Raw genomic sequence first — 18593 nt, forward strand, 5'->3', positions numbered from 1 at the left:
ACAATCAGAACAGATGGGCTTGTTTATAAGCCCCGTTCAGCGACAGGATGGTATCCGATGTAACAAAAGAGTGCCATTATCCATTTTTTCTGAAGAAGAAGGGAGTCCAGGCATGAACAAAATGAAAGTAGGCATTATTGGGTGTGGTAAAATTAGCGGAATTTACATGGAAAATTGCCATCGTTTCGACATTCTGGAGCTGTACGCAGTAGCGGATCTGGACCAAGGTCGGGCAGAGGAGCAGGCGGTAGCGTTCAACGTACCGAATGTATATTCGGTAGATGAGATTTTGGCTGATCCGGAGATCGAACTCATCATTAATTTGACCATTCCGGGCGTTCACGCCGACGTATGTCTCAGAGCTCTTGAGGCAGGCAAGCATGTCTATGTGGAGAAGCCACTTGCCGTCACCCGTGAGCAGGGGCAGGCTGTCTTGGATCTTGCTCATCAAAAGGGACTGCTTGTCGGCTGCGCACCAGAGACCTTCTTCGGTTCCGGTATACAGACATCATTGAAGCTGATTGAAGACGGAGTCATTGGAAATCCGGTAGCCGCTACGGCTTTCATGATGAGCCGTGGACATGAACATTGGCATCCTGATCCTGAATTTTATTATGCAGTCGGCGGCGGTCCGATGTTTGATATGGGCCCTTATTATTTGACGGCTCTGGTGCAATTGCTGGGTCCGATTGCTACCATTTCGGGCATGACAAGCAAGGCGATGGATCGGCGAACGATTACGAGCGAAAAAAAGAGAGGCCAGTCCATCCCGGTCGATATACCGACCCATGTGGCCGGATTGCTGCGTTTCAAGCAGGGGGCTGTCGGCACGCTCATTACCAGCTTTGACATCTTTGGTGGAAGCACTCTGCCACCGATCGAGGTATACGGCACTCAGGGCACGCTACAGGTGCCTGACCCAAACACGTTCGGAGGGCCAGTTCGCTACAGGCTGCTAGGCGAGCAAGAATGGACAGAGATACCGCTGCTGCCGGGCTACCAGGAGAACACACGGGGCATCGGTGTTGCCGATATGGCCTACGCTATCCGCAGCGGACGGCCTCACCGCGCCAGTGGTGAATTAGCCTATCATGTGCTGGAGGCGATGTGGGCGTTCCACGATTCCTCCGATCAGCAGACCTTCTATCCCATGCAGAGCACATGTCTGCGCCCGGCGGCTTTACCGGAAAACCTGCCGTTGTATACGTTAGATGCGTAAACTAATGTAATTTTTACATCCCGCTTTGAATGTTCATTTCTATTGAAAAGAAGACTTCAGCTCCGTTTTGACCGCGGCTTTGGAGTCTTCTTAGTTCATTTTCAGGAAGAATCTTAATTTCGGGCATAAAATCATTCTTTACCTATCATTCTAAATATGTTATATTGTTGGCGTAGGAGGAATACACGGATAAGAAGCCAAGAGTTATGAGGAGTGGTGTGAGATCTTGCCGTGGACTCTTCTGCAAATATTAGAATGATCATTCTAATTATAACAGATGGAGAAGGGATGGATTGAACATGGAATATCGTGTATTAGGAAATACAGGCCTTAAAATAAGCAGTTTTGTATTAGGTACAGGTACTTTTGGTTTTTGGGGCAACAATACGGAGAAAGAAGCTGCAGTCATGTTAGATGAGGCTTTGGCTGGAGGCATTAATCTGATCGATACAGCGGATGTCTATTCAAGTGGTCAATCCGAAGAAATTCTGGGTGACATCCTAAAAGGACGCAGACAGGATGTTATTCTGGCCACGAAAGGCGGAATGCCCATGGGCAGTGGGCTTAATCAATCCGGTAACTCGAAATATTGGATTAAGCGTGCAGTAGAGGGAAGCTTGAGAAGGTTGCAAACGGACTATATCGATTTGTATCAACTACATCAGCCAGATCTCCATACTGACATTGAAGAGAGTCTTGACGCACTTACGGACCTGGTTCGTGAAGGGAAGATTCGCTATATTGGTACATCCAATTTTCAGGCATGGCAAGTGACCGAAGCACAATGGACTAGCGAACGCAAAAATACCGCACGCTTTGTATCCGAGCAAGCCCCGTATTCCATATTGAATCGAAGCATCGAATTCGATTTGCTTGCTGCAACCGCAAAATACGGAATGGGCGTAATGGTTTGGAGCCCACTTTCGGGTGGTCTACTAACGGGAAAATACCGCTCGGGAGAAGCTGTTGCCCCAGATTCAAGAGCAGCAAGTTCTCTAGGGAAACTTTCAACTGTTGTAGATCCGAATCGAGAAGAAAATCGCATCAAGTTCGAAGCCGTTGCTAAGCTCCAAACCCTTGCAAATGAAGCAGGATTAACTTTGCCACATCTTGCCATGGCATTTACACAAGCTCATTCGTCAGTTACTTCTGCTATAGTGGGGGCAAGAACAATTGAGCAACTTCGTGAAACGTTAAAAGGCAGCGACATCCGATTAAGCACTGATATCCTGGATGCGATAGATGCTATCGTTCCGCCAGGAGTAACCCTGGATGCCCTGGAAAAAGGATGGACGCCTGATTGGTTACAAGCAGACAAACGAAGAATCCTAGGTTAAATATATAAGATAGACCTCATACCTGTAATGTATTCACTTTTTTTAAATCTAGTTTGCCGATCCTTCACTAAATTGTATAATGATTATTCGAGGTGATGACGATGGCAAGATCAAAAGAATTTGAAGTTAATGAAGTATTAGATAAAGCAATACACCTGTTTTGGGCACAAGGATATGAGAAAACTTCAATGCAAGATTTGGTTGAGTTTATGGGCATTCACCGAAGAAGTATCTATGATACCTTTGGGGATAAGCATGCCTTATTTATGAAAGCTCTCGAACGATATGAAACGAAGCAGACCAGCAAAATGAGGTTTCTGATTGAAAAACAAAAACCGATCAAAGAATTAATTCGGGAGTTGTTTGAGGCGACAGTAAGAAATGAAGGAGAACCTCTAGGGTGTTTTCTCGTGAATTCAGGCGTGGAACTCGGCGTGTTGGATCCTGAAGTTTCATCCTTAGTTGATGAGAGTTATTCGCGAACTGAGGAACTCTTGACTAACCTTGTACTGAAGGGTCAACAATCGGGTGAGTTCAAGGCTGACTTGGATCCTGTAGTTATTTCTCATTATTTAATGAATGCGTGGTTAGGGCTACGTACGTTGGTTAAGACAACAACGGATCAGCAAAAATTAAAGAATATTATTGATATGACACTGACCGCTTTAGATTAAAAGTGGAATTACAGCATGACAGGCAAAAGGAGTCACCTAAATGGAGGACTGTTTGTTTCCGTGATACAAGTTTTTTCTTGTCCCTCTAATGAAAGAAAGAACTTGTATCTTATGCCTCAAACAAGTCAAGGAATACCGCTCCAAAATTAAAATTTTAGTCATAAAAAAATTCTTTACTGTTCGTTCTAAAATTGATATGCTAATAGCAAGTTAGATCTAACTGTTTTTTTACCCTAATAAGAATGATCATTCTAAAATCGTCTTTAAAACTCATTACCACTAATCTGGATGTTATGAAGGAGAGAATATTATGAAGTATACAGTTATTACGGGAGCAAGTTCAGGGATTGGATATGAAACGGCATTGGGATTTGCTGCACGTGGCAAAAACTTAATCTTGGTAGCTAGAAGATTGGATAAATTAGAAGAACTTAAATCAGCAATTCAGGATATTGATCCTACTGTAAATGTTATTGTTCATACAAGTGATCTGTCTGTTACAGATCAGGCCTACACACTATATAACAATTTAAAAGAATACCAAATTGAGACCTGGATTAACAATGCGGGGCTCGGTGAAGCTTCTTTTGTAGCAGAACAGAATTTAGATAAAGTTGAAACTATGTTACGTGTTAACATTGAAACCTTGACGATCCTTTCTACACTATATGTGCGAGATTATGCTGATGTAGAAGGAACTCAGTTAATTAACGTCTCATCCGCACTCGGATATGCCATTGCTGTAGGGAGTGTTGCTTATTCTGCATCAAAATATTACGTTAGTGCCTTCACAGAAGGCCTTGCAAAAGAACTAGAAATGAAAGGTGCAAAACTAAAAGCAAAGGTTTTAGCACCAGCTATAACGGAAACGGAATTCTCGAAGAAATCATTAGATACTGAAGAATTTGATTACAAAGCAAACATGCCTAAGTACCACACTGCCAAACAAATGGCGGGCTTCATGGTGGATCTTTATGATAACAACGAAGTGGTAGGTATTGTAGACCAGAACTATGATTTCAACCTGAGAGGCCAAATCTATCCAATCATTTCAGAATTTTAAATTCAATTCATATATCCTTGAATACATGGAAGAATTAGAGTGCAAGAGGGTCTACAATAACATAAAGGCTGAAACATGGCGTACAACTGAAAATTGTGCGCCACGTTTTTTTTAGTCTAAAGATGCTCGATGTTTTCAAAAAAACGCATTTAGTAAAAAATGGTATAGCGAGCGGATCAACCTAAAAACTCGATTGCGTTCATGGTTATGCTATCCCCAAATTAGCAAAGGAAGAGGATGAATGATGAGAGCAGCACAAGTACAGAAATATTCAAAAATAATCCAAGTGGAATTAAATGATGTAAACATACCACAGATCAATAGCCATGAGGTACTTGTCAAAGTAAAAGCTGTAGGTGTAAATCCACTGGACATTCTTAATCTGAATGGCAGTGTTCGGATGATTGCCGACTATAAGTTGCCATTAACTTTAGGGAATGAACTATCTGGGGTTATTGAAGCTGTTGGTGATGATGTTTTGAATTTTAAGGTTGGTGACCCTGTGTATACGAGGTTGCCGCTTAATAAAATCGGTGCTTTTGCTGAGTATGCGGCCGTAAATGAAGATGCTTTATCCATCATGCCTGAAAATCTATCTTTTATTGAAGCTGCTGCTGTACCCCTTACTGCCTTGACTGCTTATCAAGCATTGCACGATGTACTCCATGTCCAGCCGAATAAAAAGCTATTCATTCCTGGAGGAACCGGAGGATTTGGCGCTATGGCAATCCCCATTGCCAAATCACTGGGACTATTTGTTATTACAAGTGGAAGTGAAAGAGGCAGATCACGTATACTGTCGATCGGGGCTGATCAATTCATAAATTATAAGGCAGAGAATTATGCTAACATACTGTCCGATATCGATTATGTGATCGACACCTTGGGTACCAAAGAGATCAAAGCTGAACTGGGTATTTTAAAACCACAAGGGAAATTGGTATCATTGAAAGCCGGACCTAATTATCGCTTTGCGGTTGACAATCATTTTCCGATGTGGAAAAAAGCATTGTTTGGTCTAGTGGGTGCTCGCTTAGATTCTTTAGCACGCAAGAATCAAAATGAATATCGTTTTTTATTTGTGCAAGCCAATGGAAGTCAATTACAAGAAATCACTAAACTTGTTGAAAAAGAAAATATCAAGCCCTCTATAGATTCAACTTATACGTTTGATGACATTAACAAAGCGTTGATTAAAGTGTCAACGGGCCACTCCCAAGGTAAAGTGATTGTGACCTTTTAAGTAATATTACATTTTTCATGATACTAGAATGTTCATTCTACTATTTGTTTCTAAAACGTGCATTCTAGCGAGTTAAAAAACGGTATTCGCGGGAGAAGCAACCCGGGATTTGATATTACTTTGCGAACCCCAAAAAAGGGGAGAAGAACAGATGATTAGACATGTGGATGTTGATTATTTAAAGAATTGGTTCTCATTAATGCAATCCCCCTGACCAAAGTTTCTGGCAGGGAGGATTGCATTAATGTAAGTTCTAGTTCACATACTTCTCTATCGTGCTTCGCACTGCTCCGGGACCTGCCAGCATTTCATGAAACATGGCTTCAATCTTGTCGCCCAGACCAATTTCATATAATCGGACACCGAACAGTTTGTCATCCTCGAGGAGGCAGCGAACCTCGGAGGTCTGATCGCCCAGCTTCGTATTCTGCAAATATCCCTGCAACGTATCGAGTAACGGGTCCGGACTGAGTGTGAAGGGTTCTCCTTGATCATCCACTCCCAGTAAATAGCGACACCAGATCGCAATGGTCAAGGGAATAGCAGTCAAGTTCGTAGGATCAAGCCCTGCTGTGCTAGCATAAGTCTTTATGGTTTCCCCAAAACGGATGCTCATCTTTTGAGAGGTATCTGTTGCAATCCGCTGTGGCGTATCCGGAATATAGGGATTGGCGAAGCGTTCCTGCAATACCTCGTCAATAAATGGTTTCGGTTGGATGATACCGGGATCAACTACAACAGGTAAGCCTTCCTTGTAGCCGATGGTTTCCACCAGACGACACAATGTCTGATCCTTCATTTCATCTGCAATGAGCTCATACCCAAGCAGACACCCAGCGAGGGCCAGCGCTGTATGCAGCGGATTGAGACAGGTAGTGACTTTCATCTTCTCCACTTTGTCCACCGTATCCCGATTCGTGAAGATGATGCCAGCTTCCTCCAGTGCAGGTCTCCCGTTCGTAAACTTGTCTTCAATGACCAAATACTTGCTAACCTCAGCATTGACAAAGGGAGCCGTATACGTATGCCTGGAGGTAACGATCATCTCCATGTCAGCTAACCCCAGCTCCCGAAGAGCAGACTGTACTTGCAAGGAAGGGCGAGGGGTGATTTTGTCAATCATGGTCAGGGGGAAGGTTATTTTCTCCTCATTCTGCAGATAGTCTGCAAATCCTCCCTCTACTAGGCCTCTGCGAGTCCACTCCTTGGCGATGGCAATCATACTATCCTTTAACAGATCGCCGTTATGGGAGCAATTATCCATGCTCACAAAGGTCATTGGATGCCGTCCCCTCAGATAACGCCGATAGGCAAGCGAAGTAGCTATGCTCATCACATGCACCGGCTGTTCAGGACCATTCGTCAAATCCCTCTCCACAACAGCCAGATACTTGCCGTCGGGTCCGGTCAGGGCGTATCCTTTTTCCGTGACAGTAAAGCTGGCCATCTGCAGGGACGGATTCTCAAATATTTCAATCAGACGGAGGTAGTCGTCTGGACGATTTTGCTCTGCTGCGAGTCCCTCAACAATGCTTGCGACCACGCTCTTGTGAAATCTTCCGTCTGCACTCATCAACACCAGTAAGGTTAGATTGTCGTAAGGCTTATAGGCTTTTTCGATCATTTCAAAATCAAAGGCTTCGGCCGCAATAATACCTGTATCCGCTTTCAAGTTATTCAGCAGTTGTTGCTGCGCATTGGCTATCAACCCTCGAAAAATATTGCCTGCGCCGAAATGCACCCATTGCGGTCTAACTCGGGTGTTATTGGCTACAAGCTCCAGATCATATTTTGGCAGTTCGATGCCTGCTGCTCGCCAGGCCGCCTTGTCTAAAAGGCCTTTCCGGTCAAGTTGGAGCATTTATTTCACTCCTTTGCCTTGAGCGAGACTATCCCAGACACCAAGCAAGTACATAACCCCCAGTGCACGGTCATACAAACCGTAGCCAGGTCGACAATTCTTTTCTTCCCCCCATAGATGTCTGCCGTGATCCGGGCGTACATACCCCTGATAGCCGTTCTCGTGATAAGCTCTAACTACTTCCGGTACATCGACGCTTCCGTCCTTCCCGCGGTGTGACACTTCAATAAAGTCGCCATTCTCAAACACCTTGACATTACGAATATGCGCAAAATGAATACGATCATGAAACTCCCGAATCATGGCTGGCAAATCATTCTCAGGATTGCTCCCCAGTGAGCCTGTGCAAAAGGTTAGACCATTATATGGACTGTTCACTGCATCTAGGATGCGTCGGATGGTCTCACGACTCCGGACAATTCTCGGCAATCCGAAGATGGGCCATGCCGGATCATCAGGATGAATGGCCATCTTGATGTCAACCTCCTCGCAGACCGGGATGATGCGCTCAAGAAAATACTTCAGGTTGTCAAACAACTTGTCTTCAGTGACATCCGCGTAAGCAGCAAAAAGTTCATCCAGTCTCGCCAACCGTTCTGGTTCCCAGCCAGGCATGGTGAACTTCCCAGCTCCCTTGAGAATCCGATCCACCATTTGGCGGGGATCATCGGTAATGGCAGCCTTTTCATAAAAGAGGGCGTTGGACCCGTCAGGCAGTTCCTTGTACAGCTCTGTTCTGGTCCAGTCAAAGACAGGCATAAAGTTATAGCAAATCACCTTAACTCCCACTTTGGCTAATTTTCGAATGGTGTCGATATAAATGTCAATATATTGATCGCGGGATGGTAGGCCGATTTTGATATCATCGTGGACATTTACACTTTCTACGACCGCCGTACTAAAGCCCTTGCTCGTAATCTGATCAGCTACCTCCTGAATTCGCTCCATTTCCCATACTTCACCGGCTACCTTATCATGTAAAGACCAGACAATGCCCATAACTCCCGGAATTTGCCGGATATGATCCAGTGTAATATTGTCGTTGCCTTCCCCATACCATCTCCAGGTCATATTCATAACGATACCTCCCTGATTATATTTCATCTGTCTTGTATACAAGATTGAGTTGATCATAAATTATAGGGTTTGTTCTTGTCAATGATAATCTCAGAGGGGTCCGTCACCTCAAAATGCTTTATAATAAGTCTACTAGATTTATAAAGTGAAGGTAGGAATGATATGTTTACAAAAGAAGAAATCATGCAACTGTTGAAAAAAGATATTTTGTCACTGACCTTAAAGCCGGGTACTCTTCTCAGCGAGACGACTTTGTCAGAACGCTTTCAGCTGTCCAGAACTCCGCTACGCGATGTATTGAAGTGGCTTGCGCTTGAGTCCTACATTGATATTTATCCCAAGAAGGGGAACATTGTGTCCTATATTGATCTGGAGTCCGTTGAACAAATTATTTACTTAAGAAGCGCATTGGAAAAGGAGATTATGAAGGAGCTTTCTTCGCAAATTGCATTAAGCGATGTACAGAAGCTGAGCGATATTCTGGACAGACAGAGAGCTGTGATTGAAGAAGATCATGCTACGGATCAATTTCTCAGTTTGGATGATCAGTTCCACCAAACCATGTTCCAATTGGTGGGGCGGGGGTTTCTTTGGCAGCTCATTCAGCAGTCAAATGTTCACTATATCAGATATCGCAAGCTGCATATGCTGGAAACAGGGAAGCTGATGGGCATCTGGCATGAGCACCAAGCTATGCTTGAATCCATGCTGAATAAGGAAACAACTAAAATGGATGATCTGGTTCATCATCATCTCAGAGAGGATATCCATTCGCTCGATTTTCTCCGGAAGTTCGCTGATTATATCAAGAAATAAGGCTAGCTCAAATTGCATGTACAGGAGTTTTCGTCCTTGTATACATGTCAGGTGAAATCCTCCTTGAATACACTCATGGATTAATGTGACAGATTAATCAAATTTATTGTAAATAGGACTGCAGACTCTCCTAGGAACCAACTATGATGTAACTTATAAAAGAGGCCAGATACCTGAAAATGCTTGAAATTACTCTGTTTTTTTAAGAACCAACTTTAATGTCACTAAACACACCGGCAGCCGTCCAGTTCGGCTTCCGTTTTCATTAAGCTAATTACTAGTTAAACTCGATTAAGGAGGGATCTAGATGACTCATTCATTCCATCCCGTCCACTCTCCCAAATTGCAACCGGAGCTACAACAGCCATGGTATAACTGCCGGGAGTATCCAGCGAGTCCTCAATTGGAATCACATGTGGCTTCTTTTTGGACAATGGATTATCGTCCTGTTCCAGACAAGCTTTGGCATCGAGTTATACCGGATGGCTGTGTCGATATTGTCGTGAATCTTCTTTCTCCATTCAGCCGAAAGGCTGCCTACGTTGTGGGTCCTACAACTCGATCAGAATTACTGCAGTTCTCTGAACCTCGTTCACTATTTGGTATTCGGATATATTCGGAATCAGCTCGTTCTATTCTTAAGACACCTCTTTCGGCGTTTAAGGGACAGCGTATCTACTTGGATGATGTATTGGGTTTAGAAGAAATGTATTGGGTAGAAGAAATCTTATCAGCCACTACGATCTCCGAAATTCTTGCGGTTGCTGAACATCATTTGGTCCGAATGCTGGCGAATAGCGATATGGCAATTCCTCCACTTGTGTATCAAAGCTTGCAGATTATTTATGGCCGAAAAGGGAATTTATCCGTAACGAATTTGGCCAATCAAGTTCACTTTAGTGAACGGCATCTTAGAAGGGTATTTGATCAGGAGCTGGGCTTAAGTCCGAAGGAGATGCTTGGAATAATCCGGTTTCAAAGCACGCTGCAAGATTTTTTTCAGGGCGGTTATTCCAGTTTAGTGGATCTTTCGCTCAAATACGGCTATTACGATGAGTCACATTTCACCAATACATTTAAGCAATATTATGGATTGTCTCTTAAAAGCTTGATAAGTAAGAGACGAAAGAGTCCGATTTTTCCTATTTAACAGTCTATATGATCGATACAATGGAGGTGAATAATCATACCACTGGATAGGAGTTGTGAAGCATGGCAGTTAAGTTAAAAAGATTATCGATTTTCGTAAAAGAGATGAAGAGGTCCTTGGATTTTTATCGGACATTAGGCTTAGAAATACCGGAAAGGGCAAATGAAGAACATCATATAGAAGTAGCATACAACGATGTTATTCTTTCTTTTGATACTTGGGAATCGGCACAGATGATTCTAGGCGACCAGCAGAAGCCTGCCGGTTATCGGATGGAGATCGCTTTCCAGTTTGACAGTAAGGAAGCGCTGGATGAATCGTATAGCCGATTGACAGTACAGGGATATGAGGGGCATTTTGAACCGAACGATACACCTTGGGGCGAGCGTTATGCGATCATAAAAGACCCTGATGGCAATTTGATCAGTTTGGTCGCTTGATTTGGTTTAAAATTACGGTAGCCGCACACAACGATCGGCTGCCGTTTTTTCAATTAACGGGCAAATAGTTCGAACAAATTTAAAAAATACTCTTTTCTTTTGACTCAACAAAGGGGTAACGGGATGAAGTTGAGAAGTAACGGCACGGTTTGGTCGTGGATGCATATCATGCAGGTGCGATATTCGTTGGACAGCAAACCTGTATTAAATAGTACAAGTGCAAAGAAGAGCAGCCCGGAAAAAATATAAGAGGTTCACTATACGTGCTTCGTTCGCTGAACTAACGGGCAGGTTAGCTCAATAAGAACCTGACGCAACTTCAGAATTTCCTTAGGCTGCATAACCGATAGGGGACTATGCAGTAACTGAGTTCGGCTCGAGCCATGGTTTTTGATGTGACTAATGATAGCGGAAAATCAAAAAAGAACCTGGATAGTTTTATCAGGTTCTTTTATGTTGCATATAAAACAGACACGATGATATAATCAGATTACGACTTCGTAAAATTTAATGGACATAACTATTACATCTTACAATTTAACTTTACCATGCCGGTGAACTCTTGTCAAATGTTTTTTTCTCAATTTAATGGTTAGGAGAGATGTTGAATGAGTTCTTTGGTTCTCGATTTTCAAGAAATGGAAAAAACCAAGCTTTTGCTCGTTGGCGGAAAAGGGTTAAATTTAGGGGAATTATCAAAAATTGAAGGCATACATGTACCAGAAGGATTTTGTGTTACAACAGTGGGATATCAAAAAGCCATCGGACAAAACGAAACGTATCATGCTTTGCTGGATCGACTAACCATGCTAAAAGTAGCAGATCGAGATCAAATTGGTGAAATCAGCAGGAAGATTCGAGAAATCATAATGGACATAGAAATTCCTTCCGATGTTGTGCAAGCAGTTGCTCACTATCTCTCCCGGTTTGGTGATGAACATGCATATGCAGTGCGTTCTAGTGCGACTGCTGAAGATTTACCACATGCCTCTTTTGCTGGTCAACAAGACACCTATTTAAATATCATCGGCAAAGAAGCAATCTTGCAGCATATCAGCAAATGTTGGGCTTCCCTATTTACGGATCGCGCGGTAATCTACCGTATACAAAATGGATTTGACCACAGTCAAGTTTATTTATCCGTTATCGTTCAAAGGATGATTTTCCCACAAGCTTCAGGGATTTTATTTACCGCTGATCCGATTACTTCCAACCGAAAGCTGCTATCCATCGATGCCAGTTTTGGACTTGGAGAAGCACTGGTCTCTGGTTTGGTCTCTGCCGATTGTTATAAAGTACAGGAAGGGGAAATCGTTGATAAGAGGATAGCAACCAAAAAATTGGCTATCTATGGACGAAGAGAAGGCGGAACAGAGACCCGGCAGATCGACCCCGATCAGCAAAAGACTCAAACCCTTACTGAACAACAAATTTTACAACTGGCACGCATCGGAAGACAGATCGAAGCTTATTTTGGTTACCCGCAAGATATCGAATGGTGTTTGGCCCATGATACTTTTTATATTGTCCAGAGTCGTCCAATCACGACTTTATACCCGATCCCTGAAGCAAATGATCAGGAAAATCACGTTTATGTATCTGTCGGTCATCAACAAATGATGACTGACCCGATAAAACCATTGGGATTGTCTTTTTACCTGTTAATAACTCCTGCACCCATGCGTATAGCCGGTGGAAGGTTGTTTGTTGATGTTACACATATGCTGGCTTCGCCTGTCAGCAGAGAAACTTTCTTAAATACCCTGGGAAAAAACGATCCGCTCATAAAAGACGCATTTATGACCCTAATAGAGCGAGATTTTATAAAATCGTTACCAGATGATAGAAAAGAACCGAGTCCCGGTAATAGCAGTAAAGGGTTGTCGTCTGCAGGTTTTCAAGCACAAATCGAAAACGATCCGGCAATCGTTTCTGATTTGATTAAGAACAATCAAACATCGATAGAAGAATTAAAACAAAACATCCAAACGAAATCAGGAGCAGATTTATTTGATTTTATTCTGGAAGATCTCCAAGAATTAAAGAAGATCTTATTTGACCCACAAAGTTCAAAGGTTTTTATGACTGCTATGGATGCTTCGTCATGGATCAATGAAAAAATGTACGAGTGGTTAGGTGAAAAAAACGCAGCAGATACGCTTTCTCAATCTGTACCAAACAACATTACTTCGGAAATGGGTCTGGCGCTATTGGATGTCGCAGATGCGATTCGTCCTTATCCGGAGGTAATTGATTATTTACAACATGTAAAAGATGATAATTTTTTGGATGAACTGGTTAAGTTGGATGGTGGACAGGAAACTCAAGACGCTATCTATGCTTATCTCAACAAATACGGAATGCGATGTGCCGGTGAAATCGATATTTCGAGAACTCGTTGGAGTGAAAAACCAATTATACTTGTCCCCATGATTCTCAGTAATATCAAAAACTTTGAGCCTAATGCTGGCAATTGGAAATTTGAGCAAGGGCGACAGGAGGCTTTGAAAAAAGAACAAGAGTTATTAGATCGATTGAAGCAATTACCGGATGGTGAACAAAAAGCCAAAGAAACAAAACGAATGATCGATCTGATCCGGAATTTCATCGGTTATCGTGAATATCCCAAATACGGCATGGTTAATCGCTACTTCGTTTATAAGCAGGCTTTACTAAAAGAAGCCGAACAACTCGTACAAGCTGGTGTTATTCACGAGAAAGAAGATATATACGATCTCACTTTTGAAGAACTTCACGAAGTCGTACGCACAAATAAACTGGATTATCAGATCATCCGTAAACGAAAAGACGATTATAAATTATATGAAAAACTAACTCCCCCGCGTGTAATCACGTCTGATGGTGAAATCATTGCGGGTGAGTACAACCGAGAAAATCTCCCAGCCGAAGCGATTGTAGGTCTGCCTGTTTCTACCGGAGTTATAGAGGGACGAGCACGTGTCATCTTAAACATGGAAGATGCTGATCTGGAAGATGGAGATATATTAGTCACCGCCTTTACTGACCCCAGCTGGACACCATTGTTTGTATCCATAAAAGGCCTAGTCACCGAAGTTGGTGGACTGATGACTCATGGAGCCGTTATCGCACGTGAATATGGCTTACCCGCAGTTGTCGGAGTGGAGAATGCTACCAAACTGATAAAAGATGGGCAACGAATTCGTGTGCATGGAACAGAAGGGTATATCGAAATATTGTAATGGCTGAATGCGCTAAGTAATAGCCTCTGTCATAATGGACAGTATTAAATGCAACCTGTCATGGATAAAAGGGCGGTTATCCTGTTCGTCCTTTTATCCATGACACAAAATGATTTATACATAGCTGACCCGATAATCTAAATCTCTTGTCCTTTAAGGAGAGAATCGGCAGGCGCCGATTCTTTTAATGGAAAGCATTTTTTCCCTTTGAGGGATATAGGCCATGCGGCAGGCAATGTCCCAAATGCTCTTTTGACAACCCAAAATCCAAGACTGGCAGGAAGGATTAACACATGCCAAACATGCTTAGAAAGTTCTCTTTAGGCCGAGTCGTGGGAACTCCTGAAAGCTTGCAGGCCGTTTCGGAAGATGAGACTTACCAAAAATATTAGTGATAAATGTAGCGATTCACCCTATTTATTGTGCAATAGTCCATAAGTAGTAGGCCAACGTTCTGCGAAAAATTTTTCCGTTTCCATTAGATACAATTGGCGCTGTTCAAGAGTTCGCTTCTCCATACCTGAGTAATTATACCATTTAAGTGAGTTTATACCCATTTTTCGAAAAGTTCCACGAAACATCATTTTGGTGATTGGATTTCCAAATAGCCATCGATAAATATATGTTGGAGTTGCCATAACAGTTAGTAAAGAAGCACCCTTCAAACGAGGAAGCAGACACTTAAATAAACGTCCTGGTTTAGGCTCGCTGTACACGATTCCTTTTGCGAATACCTTATCCAAGAAACCTTTCATCATTGCTGGCATTCCTTCCCACCAGATAGGAAAGATAAAAATAAGGTGATCTGCTTCGAGTAGTCGCTGTTGATAATCTGCAATTAGAGGATCAATTACTTCCTATGTTCGCCAAGACGCGAGGTCAGAAGCAGACATAACAGGATTGAAGCCGTCTTTATGCAAATCAATCAAATCGATTCGGTGACCACTTGAACGCAAACCTCTTATGGTAGCTGCCAACAAGGCGGCTGAATAGCATTCTATTGTGAAGAATATTTTCTGAAGCACCACTTCCATAAGGATGATCAAATATAATAAGAATATTCATATAAAATTCCTTTCTTGTACTTTGTTTTCTTGGAAACAAAATTGTTTTATGGATACAATAATATATTTTTGTTTCTCTGTTTTCAATAATGTTTCCTTGTATTTTATTTTTTATAATCACTTGGTATACTAGAAATATAAAATCTGAGAATATTTCTTTATTCTCTAATATAAAATCTTAAAAGTAAGAGAGTGAGATTGTAAAAATGAATGATAATGTTGAACAAACGCTTTTAATAACAGATATAATAGGTCACATTGCTGCTGTACAAAAGCGATTTCAGTCAGAAGGCGAAGATGAAGAAAGAAGATGGATGATTAAAAATGCTACTGAATCGGTCGTTATCGAATTTTTAAAGGAAGCATCTGTTCAGATGCTCCATGTCTTGGATGCTATAGGAGAATTAGAGCCAGTCAATGGCATTACAATTTCTAGGCATTTTGGTATTCCCAGAGGTAGCGTATCAAAAATAACTCAGCGGCTGGTGAAACTAGGAGTTATACATGCTGAATCATTATCTTCCAATAAAAAAGAAGTATTATTTCGTTTAACTCCATCTGGTGAGCAAGCTTTCAAATTGCACCAGCAACTTCATAAACATATTGATGATAATTTTAGGATTTTTCTAAGTCGTTATAACCTCGATCAGATACGCTTTCTTTCAGAATTAATGAGAGAAGTATTGGAAACTTCATGGGTTGGATCCGAAATGGTTCCTGTTGAAGCAGAGGATGAACACGAAGATTACAAGTTATCTACTAACAAAATTAGCTTACCTATAGATTTACAACAAAAAAATGAAATCTTAAGTATGCTACAGAATTTTGATTCGAAGAAGTTGAGCAGAGTAAAAGAATTGATACGTATTGCCTTTCTTGAGGATTGACTAATACCTGTCTCTATCAAATTTAGGGTTTATGGAGAAACTCTTATAAAAAATGCATGAAGGCACTAAAAATTCTTAGGTCTCCTAAGAATTTTTTTTCATAGAAGGAGAAAGCTCAAGAGGCCATTCTGTACTCTCGACCATAAGTTATTTGGTGATACTGGGCTACATCCCGCTCCCACCAAATAGCAATTAAATGGAAGCGGGATTGCAACAGCGATAGGAATAGGATATTACACTCTATCCCGTCGCTCAGGCCAGCTGCAGCGATAGCTTTTCTAATGGTAACCTTACGGTCAGGGAACCCACAATTATAGTCAGTTCTATGATGTCCTTTATCATTGGGGTAAAGTGACAGACTTGACTTGAGCAGAGGTATTTCCGTAAATATCCTTGGCCAGCACGAGAATATGCAGCGTATCAGCTTGGGAGGCACCATCCTGTTTGTATTTAGTAGTTGGAAGCGTTGCTGACCAATTGGCTTTATCTTCTGTAATAACGACACGAATGCCATTGACATAAACTTTAAGCTGCGCGATATCACTTTGATCTGTGACTGAACCTTCCAAAGCGAGAACATCATCCGTGATCGAAGCATTCAACTTAAGTACAGGGGGGCCTGTTTCCTTGCGTTTAGAGGGTGGGAGAGTGGTTTGCGGGTTATAGGAAAAGGTTTCATCCTCAAGCGCTGGAGTACGTGCTGCAATAGGACGGTTTTTGGTCGCCTGCTCATAGGAATAAGCGTAACGAAGCAGGTCATTATCGCTGTATGCGGCACCTGCCATCGTCAGATTAACGGGCATACCGGTATCCTTCATAGCGCCCATACTCACAGACACACTTGGGATCCCGTACTCGCGTAGAATGAAATTCGTATTGGAGAAATAGTTGCCATTCTCCCAAGCCTCCTCATAGGACGTTTCATTCACATCGGAGTCAGCTTTGCCGATATTCGAATTTGCCGGGAATGCAATAAAATCAAGGTTGTTTTGCTTCATCCAATCTTCAAAATCAATCTTTCGTACATTTTCAAGCCCCCTGAGACCTTCCTGAAACTGAGGAATTTGTTCGTAAGGGGTGACGCCTTTCTTTATGGTTTCAATGAATACGTCATAGTGGCCAAGGTCTCTGCCACGTTTGGCATCTACCGAACCGGGCGGATTCGGGAAGACGGTTGCAGGGTCGATATTAGCCCATGACGGGAAATTTGGATCGCCCACACTTTTAAGGAATTCCTCAGCTGCATAAGGATTAAGCAACCCAAATTCCTTTTCATCCCACTTTGCTGGCATCAAACCACGTTCCTCAGGTGTTTTCGATGTTGCCCGGTCCTTCTCGCTATTCGCCTGCAAGGGGAAGTCAACTTCCACAACCTCAGCTCCAAGAGCAGTTAAATCCTTAACAGCTTTTTCCCATAATGCCTGTATCGAAGGTCTGAATTTGATCGGAGTTGTGGTTTCATGGTCCTTACCGATATAAATTTTCGGAACGCCAATGCGTTTGCCTTTCAAAGCTTGAATGTCTCGCAGCTCTAAATAGGATTTGGGACGGACACTGTTGACAGAAGGGAGCCGAACGGCTTTCTGCTCTCGCCAGAAATCGCCCTTGGTGATCTTATCTTCTACAACGATCACGTCAAGCAAGCGGAGCATGTCCTCGACAGTCCTCGTATGTGGGACAACGACATCCCGTATAGGGAAGAGCGGCCAATTCCCCCGAATGGAGATTAGGCCCCGCGATGGCGTGTAGGCAATTAAACCATTGTTAGATGCTGGTGATCTTCCAGAGGATACCGTTTCTTCCCCCATACCGAAGGCAGCGAGGTTGGCGGCTGTTGATACGCCAGATCCGTTAGAGGAGCCAGAGTACCAGGCTGCAGCCAAATAATCTGGATTGTACGGACTTTCAGCACGGCCATAAACGCCTCTTTGCATTCCACCTGCTGCCATTGGCGGCATATTGGTTTTACCAATGAGCACCCCTCCGGATTTGCGTATCTTTTCTACTGTAAAGGCATCGTCCTTTGCCATCAGGTTTTTGAAAGCCGGAGATCCAGAAGCGACAGTGAGCCCCTTAACCTTGTAGCTGTCTTTAACCGTGTAGGGGATGCCTTGCAAAGGACCGGTCTTAATACCTTGTGCCCTTAGTTGATCAGCTTGAGCAGCTTCTTTTAGTACGTCGGGGTTCAGAATAGGGATGGAATTCAGTCGAATGCCACTAGAATCATAGGCATATACCCGGTTAAGGTACAGAGCAGTGAGCTCGACACTTGACAGTGCCCCTGACTTCATCGCTTCCTGCATTTGAACAATCGTAGCCTCTTGCAATTGAAATGTAACTAGGGAAGAGACGGGTTCACTAGTTTTACTAGAGGATGAGGGTGAAGGAGCGGCGGATGCAAGCGGGCATCCCGTGAAAGTTAAAATCATACCAACTGTGATCCATTTGCAATAGTTACCGATTACATTCCTTGTATTCGCTTTTAGCGTTCGTGCGCACATAGCATTTTCACTCCTTAAATTAGGTAGGATCAGGAATTTA

General features: G+C 42.7%; 15 protein-coding genes. 11 read left to right on the top strand and 4 right to left on the bottom strand.

All coding sequences use genetic code 11. The annotated features are described in order from the left end of the window. Positions 1 to 112 precede the first annotated feature (112 nt). From C1T21_RS18160 to C1T21_RS18180, 5 genes are all read left to right on the top strand, one after another. Entirely contained in the window at positions 113 to 1219 is a 1107-nt protein-coding gene (locus tag C1T21_RS18160; RefSeq protein ID WP_103049241.1) for a Gfo/Idh/MocA family protein, read from the top strand. A gap of 299 nt (positions 1220 to 1518) precedes the next feature. Further along, complete coding sequence (locus tag C1T21_RS18165) at positions 1519 to 2556, top strand: aldo/keto reductase (RefSeq protein ID WP_103049242.1); 1038 nt, start codon at positions 1519 to 1521, stop codon at positions 2554 to 2556. A gap of 101 nt (positions 2557 to 2657) precedes the next feature. Then, positions 2658 to 3230 (top strand): TetR/AcrR family transcriptional regulator, encoded by a 573-nt coding sequence (locus tag C1T21_RS18170; RefSeq protein WP_103049243.1) that lies wholly within the window; start codon positions 2658 to 2660, stop codon positions 3228 to 3230. A 310-nt stretch (positions 3231 to 3540) separates the two neighbouring features. Then, positions 3541 to 4293, top strand: a complete 753-nt coding sequence (locus C1T21_RS18175) for an SDR family NAD(P)-dependent oxidoreductase (protein ID WP_103049244.1) — start codon at positions 3541 to 3543, stop codon at positions 4291 to 4293. A gap of 244 nt (positions 4294 to 4537) precedes the next feature. After that, a complete protein-coding gene (locus tag C1T21_RS18180; protein WP_103049245.1) occupies positions 4538 to 5536 on the top strand; it encodes an NADP-dependent oxidoreductase in 999 nt (332 codons plus the stop codon). Between the two features lie 253 nt (positions 5537 to 5789). Here C1T21_RS18180 and C1T21_RS18185 read toward each other — a convergent pair whose 3' ends face one another. Next, complete coding sequence (locus C1T21_RS18185; RefSeq protein WP_103049246.1) at positions 5790 to 7397, bottom strand: mannitol dehydrogenase family protein; 1608 nt, start codon at positions 7395 to 7397, stop codon at positions 5790 to 5792. Then, positions 7398 to 8474: a mannonate dehydratase gene (uxuA, locus tag C1T21_RS18190; RefSeq protein WP_103049247.1), complete on the bottom strand. Its 1077-nt coding sequence runs from the start codon at positions 8472 to 8474 to the stop codon at positions 7398 to 7400. It lies immediately after the preceding gene. A 162-nt stretch (positions 8475 to 8636) separates the two neighbouring features. Between uxuA and C1T21_RS18195 the strand changes: the two genes are divergently transcribed. The 5 genes from C1T21_RS18195 (at position 8637) to ppsA (ending at position 14101) form a co-directional block, all read left to right on the top strand. Then, positions 8637 to 9290, top strand: coding sequence for a GntR family transcriptional regulator (locus C1T21_RS18195; protein ID WP_103049248.1), 654 nt, complete (start codon positions 8637 to 8639; stop codon positions 9288 to 9290). A 307-nt stretch (positions 9291 to 9597) separates the two neighbouring features. After that, positions 9598 to 10440: a helix-turn-helix transcriptional regulator gene (locus C1T21_RS18200; protein WP_025722803.1), complete on the top strand. Its 843-nt coding sequence runs from the start codon at positions 9598 to 9600 to the stop codon at positions 10438 to 10440. Positions 10441 to 10502: 62 nt separating this feature from the next. Next, positions 10503 to 10880: a VOC family protein gene (locus tag C1T21_RS18205; protein WP_025722804.1), complete on the top strand. Its 378-nt coding sequence runs from the start codon at positions 10503 to 10505 to the stop codon at positions 10878 to 10880. Positions 10881 to 11003: 123 nt separating this feature from the next. Next, positions 11004 to 11129: a hypothetical protein gene (locus C1T21_RS28105; RefSeq protein ID WP_258012526.1), complete on the top strand. Its 126-nt coding sequence runs from the start codon at positions 11004 to 11006 to the stop codon at positions 11127 to 11129. A gap of 359 nt (positions 11130 to 11488) precedes the next feature. Further along, on the top strand, positions 11489 to 14101 hold the full coding sequence (gene ppsA / locus C1T21_RS18210; RefSeq protein ID WP_103049249.1) for a phosphoenolpyruvate synthase: 2613 nt from the start codon (positions 11489 to 11491) through the stop codon (positions 14099 to 14101). Positions 14102 to 14514: 413 nt separating this feature from the next. Here ppsA and C1T21_RS18215 read toward each other — a convergent pair whose 3' ends face one another. Next, a complete protein-coding gene (locus C1T21_RS18215) occupies positions 14515 to 14952 on the bottom strand; it encodes an NAD(P)H-dependent oxidoreductase (protein ID WP_308411647.1) in 438 nt (145 codons plus the stop codon). A 419-nt stretch (positions 14953 to 15371) separates the two neighbouring features. On the opposite strand from C1T21_RS18215, the gene C1T21_RS18220 reads away from it, so the two are divergent. Next, entirely contained in the window at positions 15372 to 16052 is a 681-nt protein-coding gene (locus tag C1T21_RS18220) for a winged helix DNA-binding protein (RefSeq protein WP_103049250.1), read from the top strand. A gap of 338 nt (positions 16053 to 16390) precedes the next feature. Here the strand turns inward: C1T21_RS18220 and C1T21_RS18225 are convergent, their stop codons facing one another. Continuing rightward, entirely contained in the window at positions 16391 to 18553 is a 2163-nt protein-coding gene (locus C1T21_RS18225) for an amidase (protein ID WP_103049251.1), read from the bottom strand. Positions 18554 to 18593 lie beyond the last annotated feature (40 nt).

This window comes from Paenibacillus sp. F4, from assembly GCF_002894905.1.
Lineage (GTDB): Bacteria > Bacillota > Bacilli > Paenibacillales > Paenibacillaceae > Paenibacillus > Paenibacillus polymyxa_B.

Bases quoted from the DNA above. Each gene is read 5' to 3' on its own strand.
- C1T21_RS18225 (WP_103049251.1), bottom strand. From the start codon at position 18,553: ATGTGCGCACGAACGCTAAAAGCGAATACAAGGAATGTAATCGGTAAC.
- ppsA (WP_103049249.1), top strand. From the start codon at position 11,489: ATGAGTTCTTTGGTTCTCGATTTTCAAGAAATGGAAAAAACCAAGCTT.
- C1T21_RS18200 (WP_025722803.1), top strand. From the start codon at position 9,598: ATGACTCATTCATTCCATCCCGTCCACTCTCCCAAATTGCAACCGGAG.
- C1T21_RS18205 (WP_025722804.1), top strand. From the start codon at position 10,503: ATGGCAGTTAAGTTAAAAAGATTATCGATTTTCGTAAAAGAGATGAAG.
- C1T21_RS18175 (WP_103049244.1), top strand. From the start codon at position 3,541: ATGAAGTATACAGTTATTACGGGAGCAAGTTCAGGGATTGGATATGAA.
- C1T21_RS18160 (WP_103049241.1), top strand. From the start codon at position 113: ATGAACAAAATGAAAGTAGGCATTATTGGGTGTGGTAAAATTAGCGGA.
- C1T21_RS18170 (WP_103049243.1), top strand. From the start codon at position 2,658: ATGGCAAGATCAAAAGAATTTGAAGTTAATGAAGTATTAGATAAAGCA.
- C1T21_RS18195 (WP_103049248.1), top strand. From the start codon at position 8,637: ATGTTTACAAAAGAAGAAATCATGCAACTGTTGAAAAAAGATATTTTG.
- C1T21_RS18180 (WP_103049245.1), top strand. From the start codon at position 4,538: ATGAGAGCAGCACAAGTACAGAAATATTCAAAAATAATCCAAGTGGAA.
- C1T21_RS28105 (WP_258012526.1), top strand. From the start codon at position 11,004: ATGAAGTTGAGAAGTAACGGCACGGTTTGGTCGTGGATGCATATCATG.
- C1T21_RS18185 (WP_103049246.1), bottom strand. From the start codon at position 7,397: ATGCTCCAACTTGACCGGAAAGGCCTTTTAGACAAGGCGGCCTGGCGA.
- C1T21_RS18165 (WP_103049242.1), top strand. From the start codon at position 1,519: ATGGAATATCGTGTATTAGGAAATACAGGCCTTAAAATAAGCAGTTTT.
- uxuA (WP_103049247.1), bottom strand. From the start codon at position 8,474: ATGAATATGACCTGGAGATGGTATGGGGAAGGCAACGACAATATTACA.
- C1T21_RS18220 (WP_103049250.1), top strand. From the start codon at position 15,372: ATGAATGATAATGTTGAACAAACGCTTTTAATAACAGATATAATAGGT.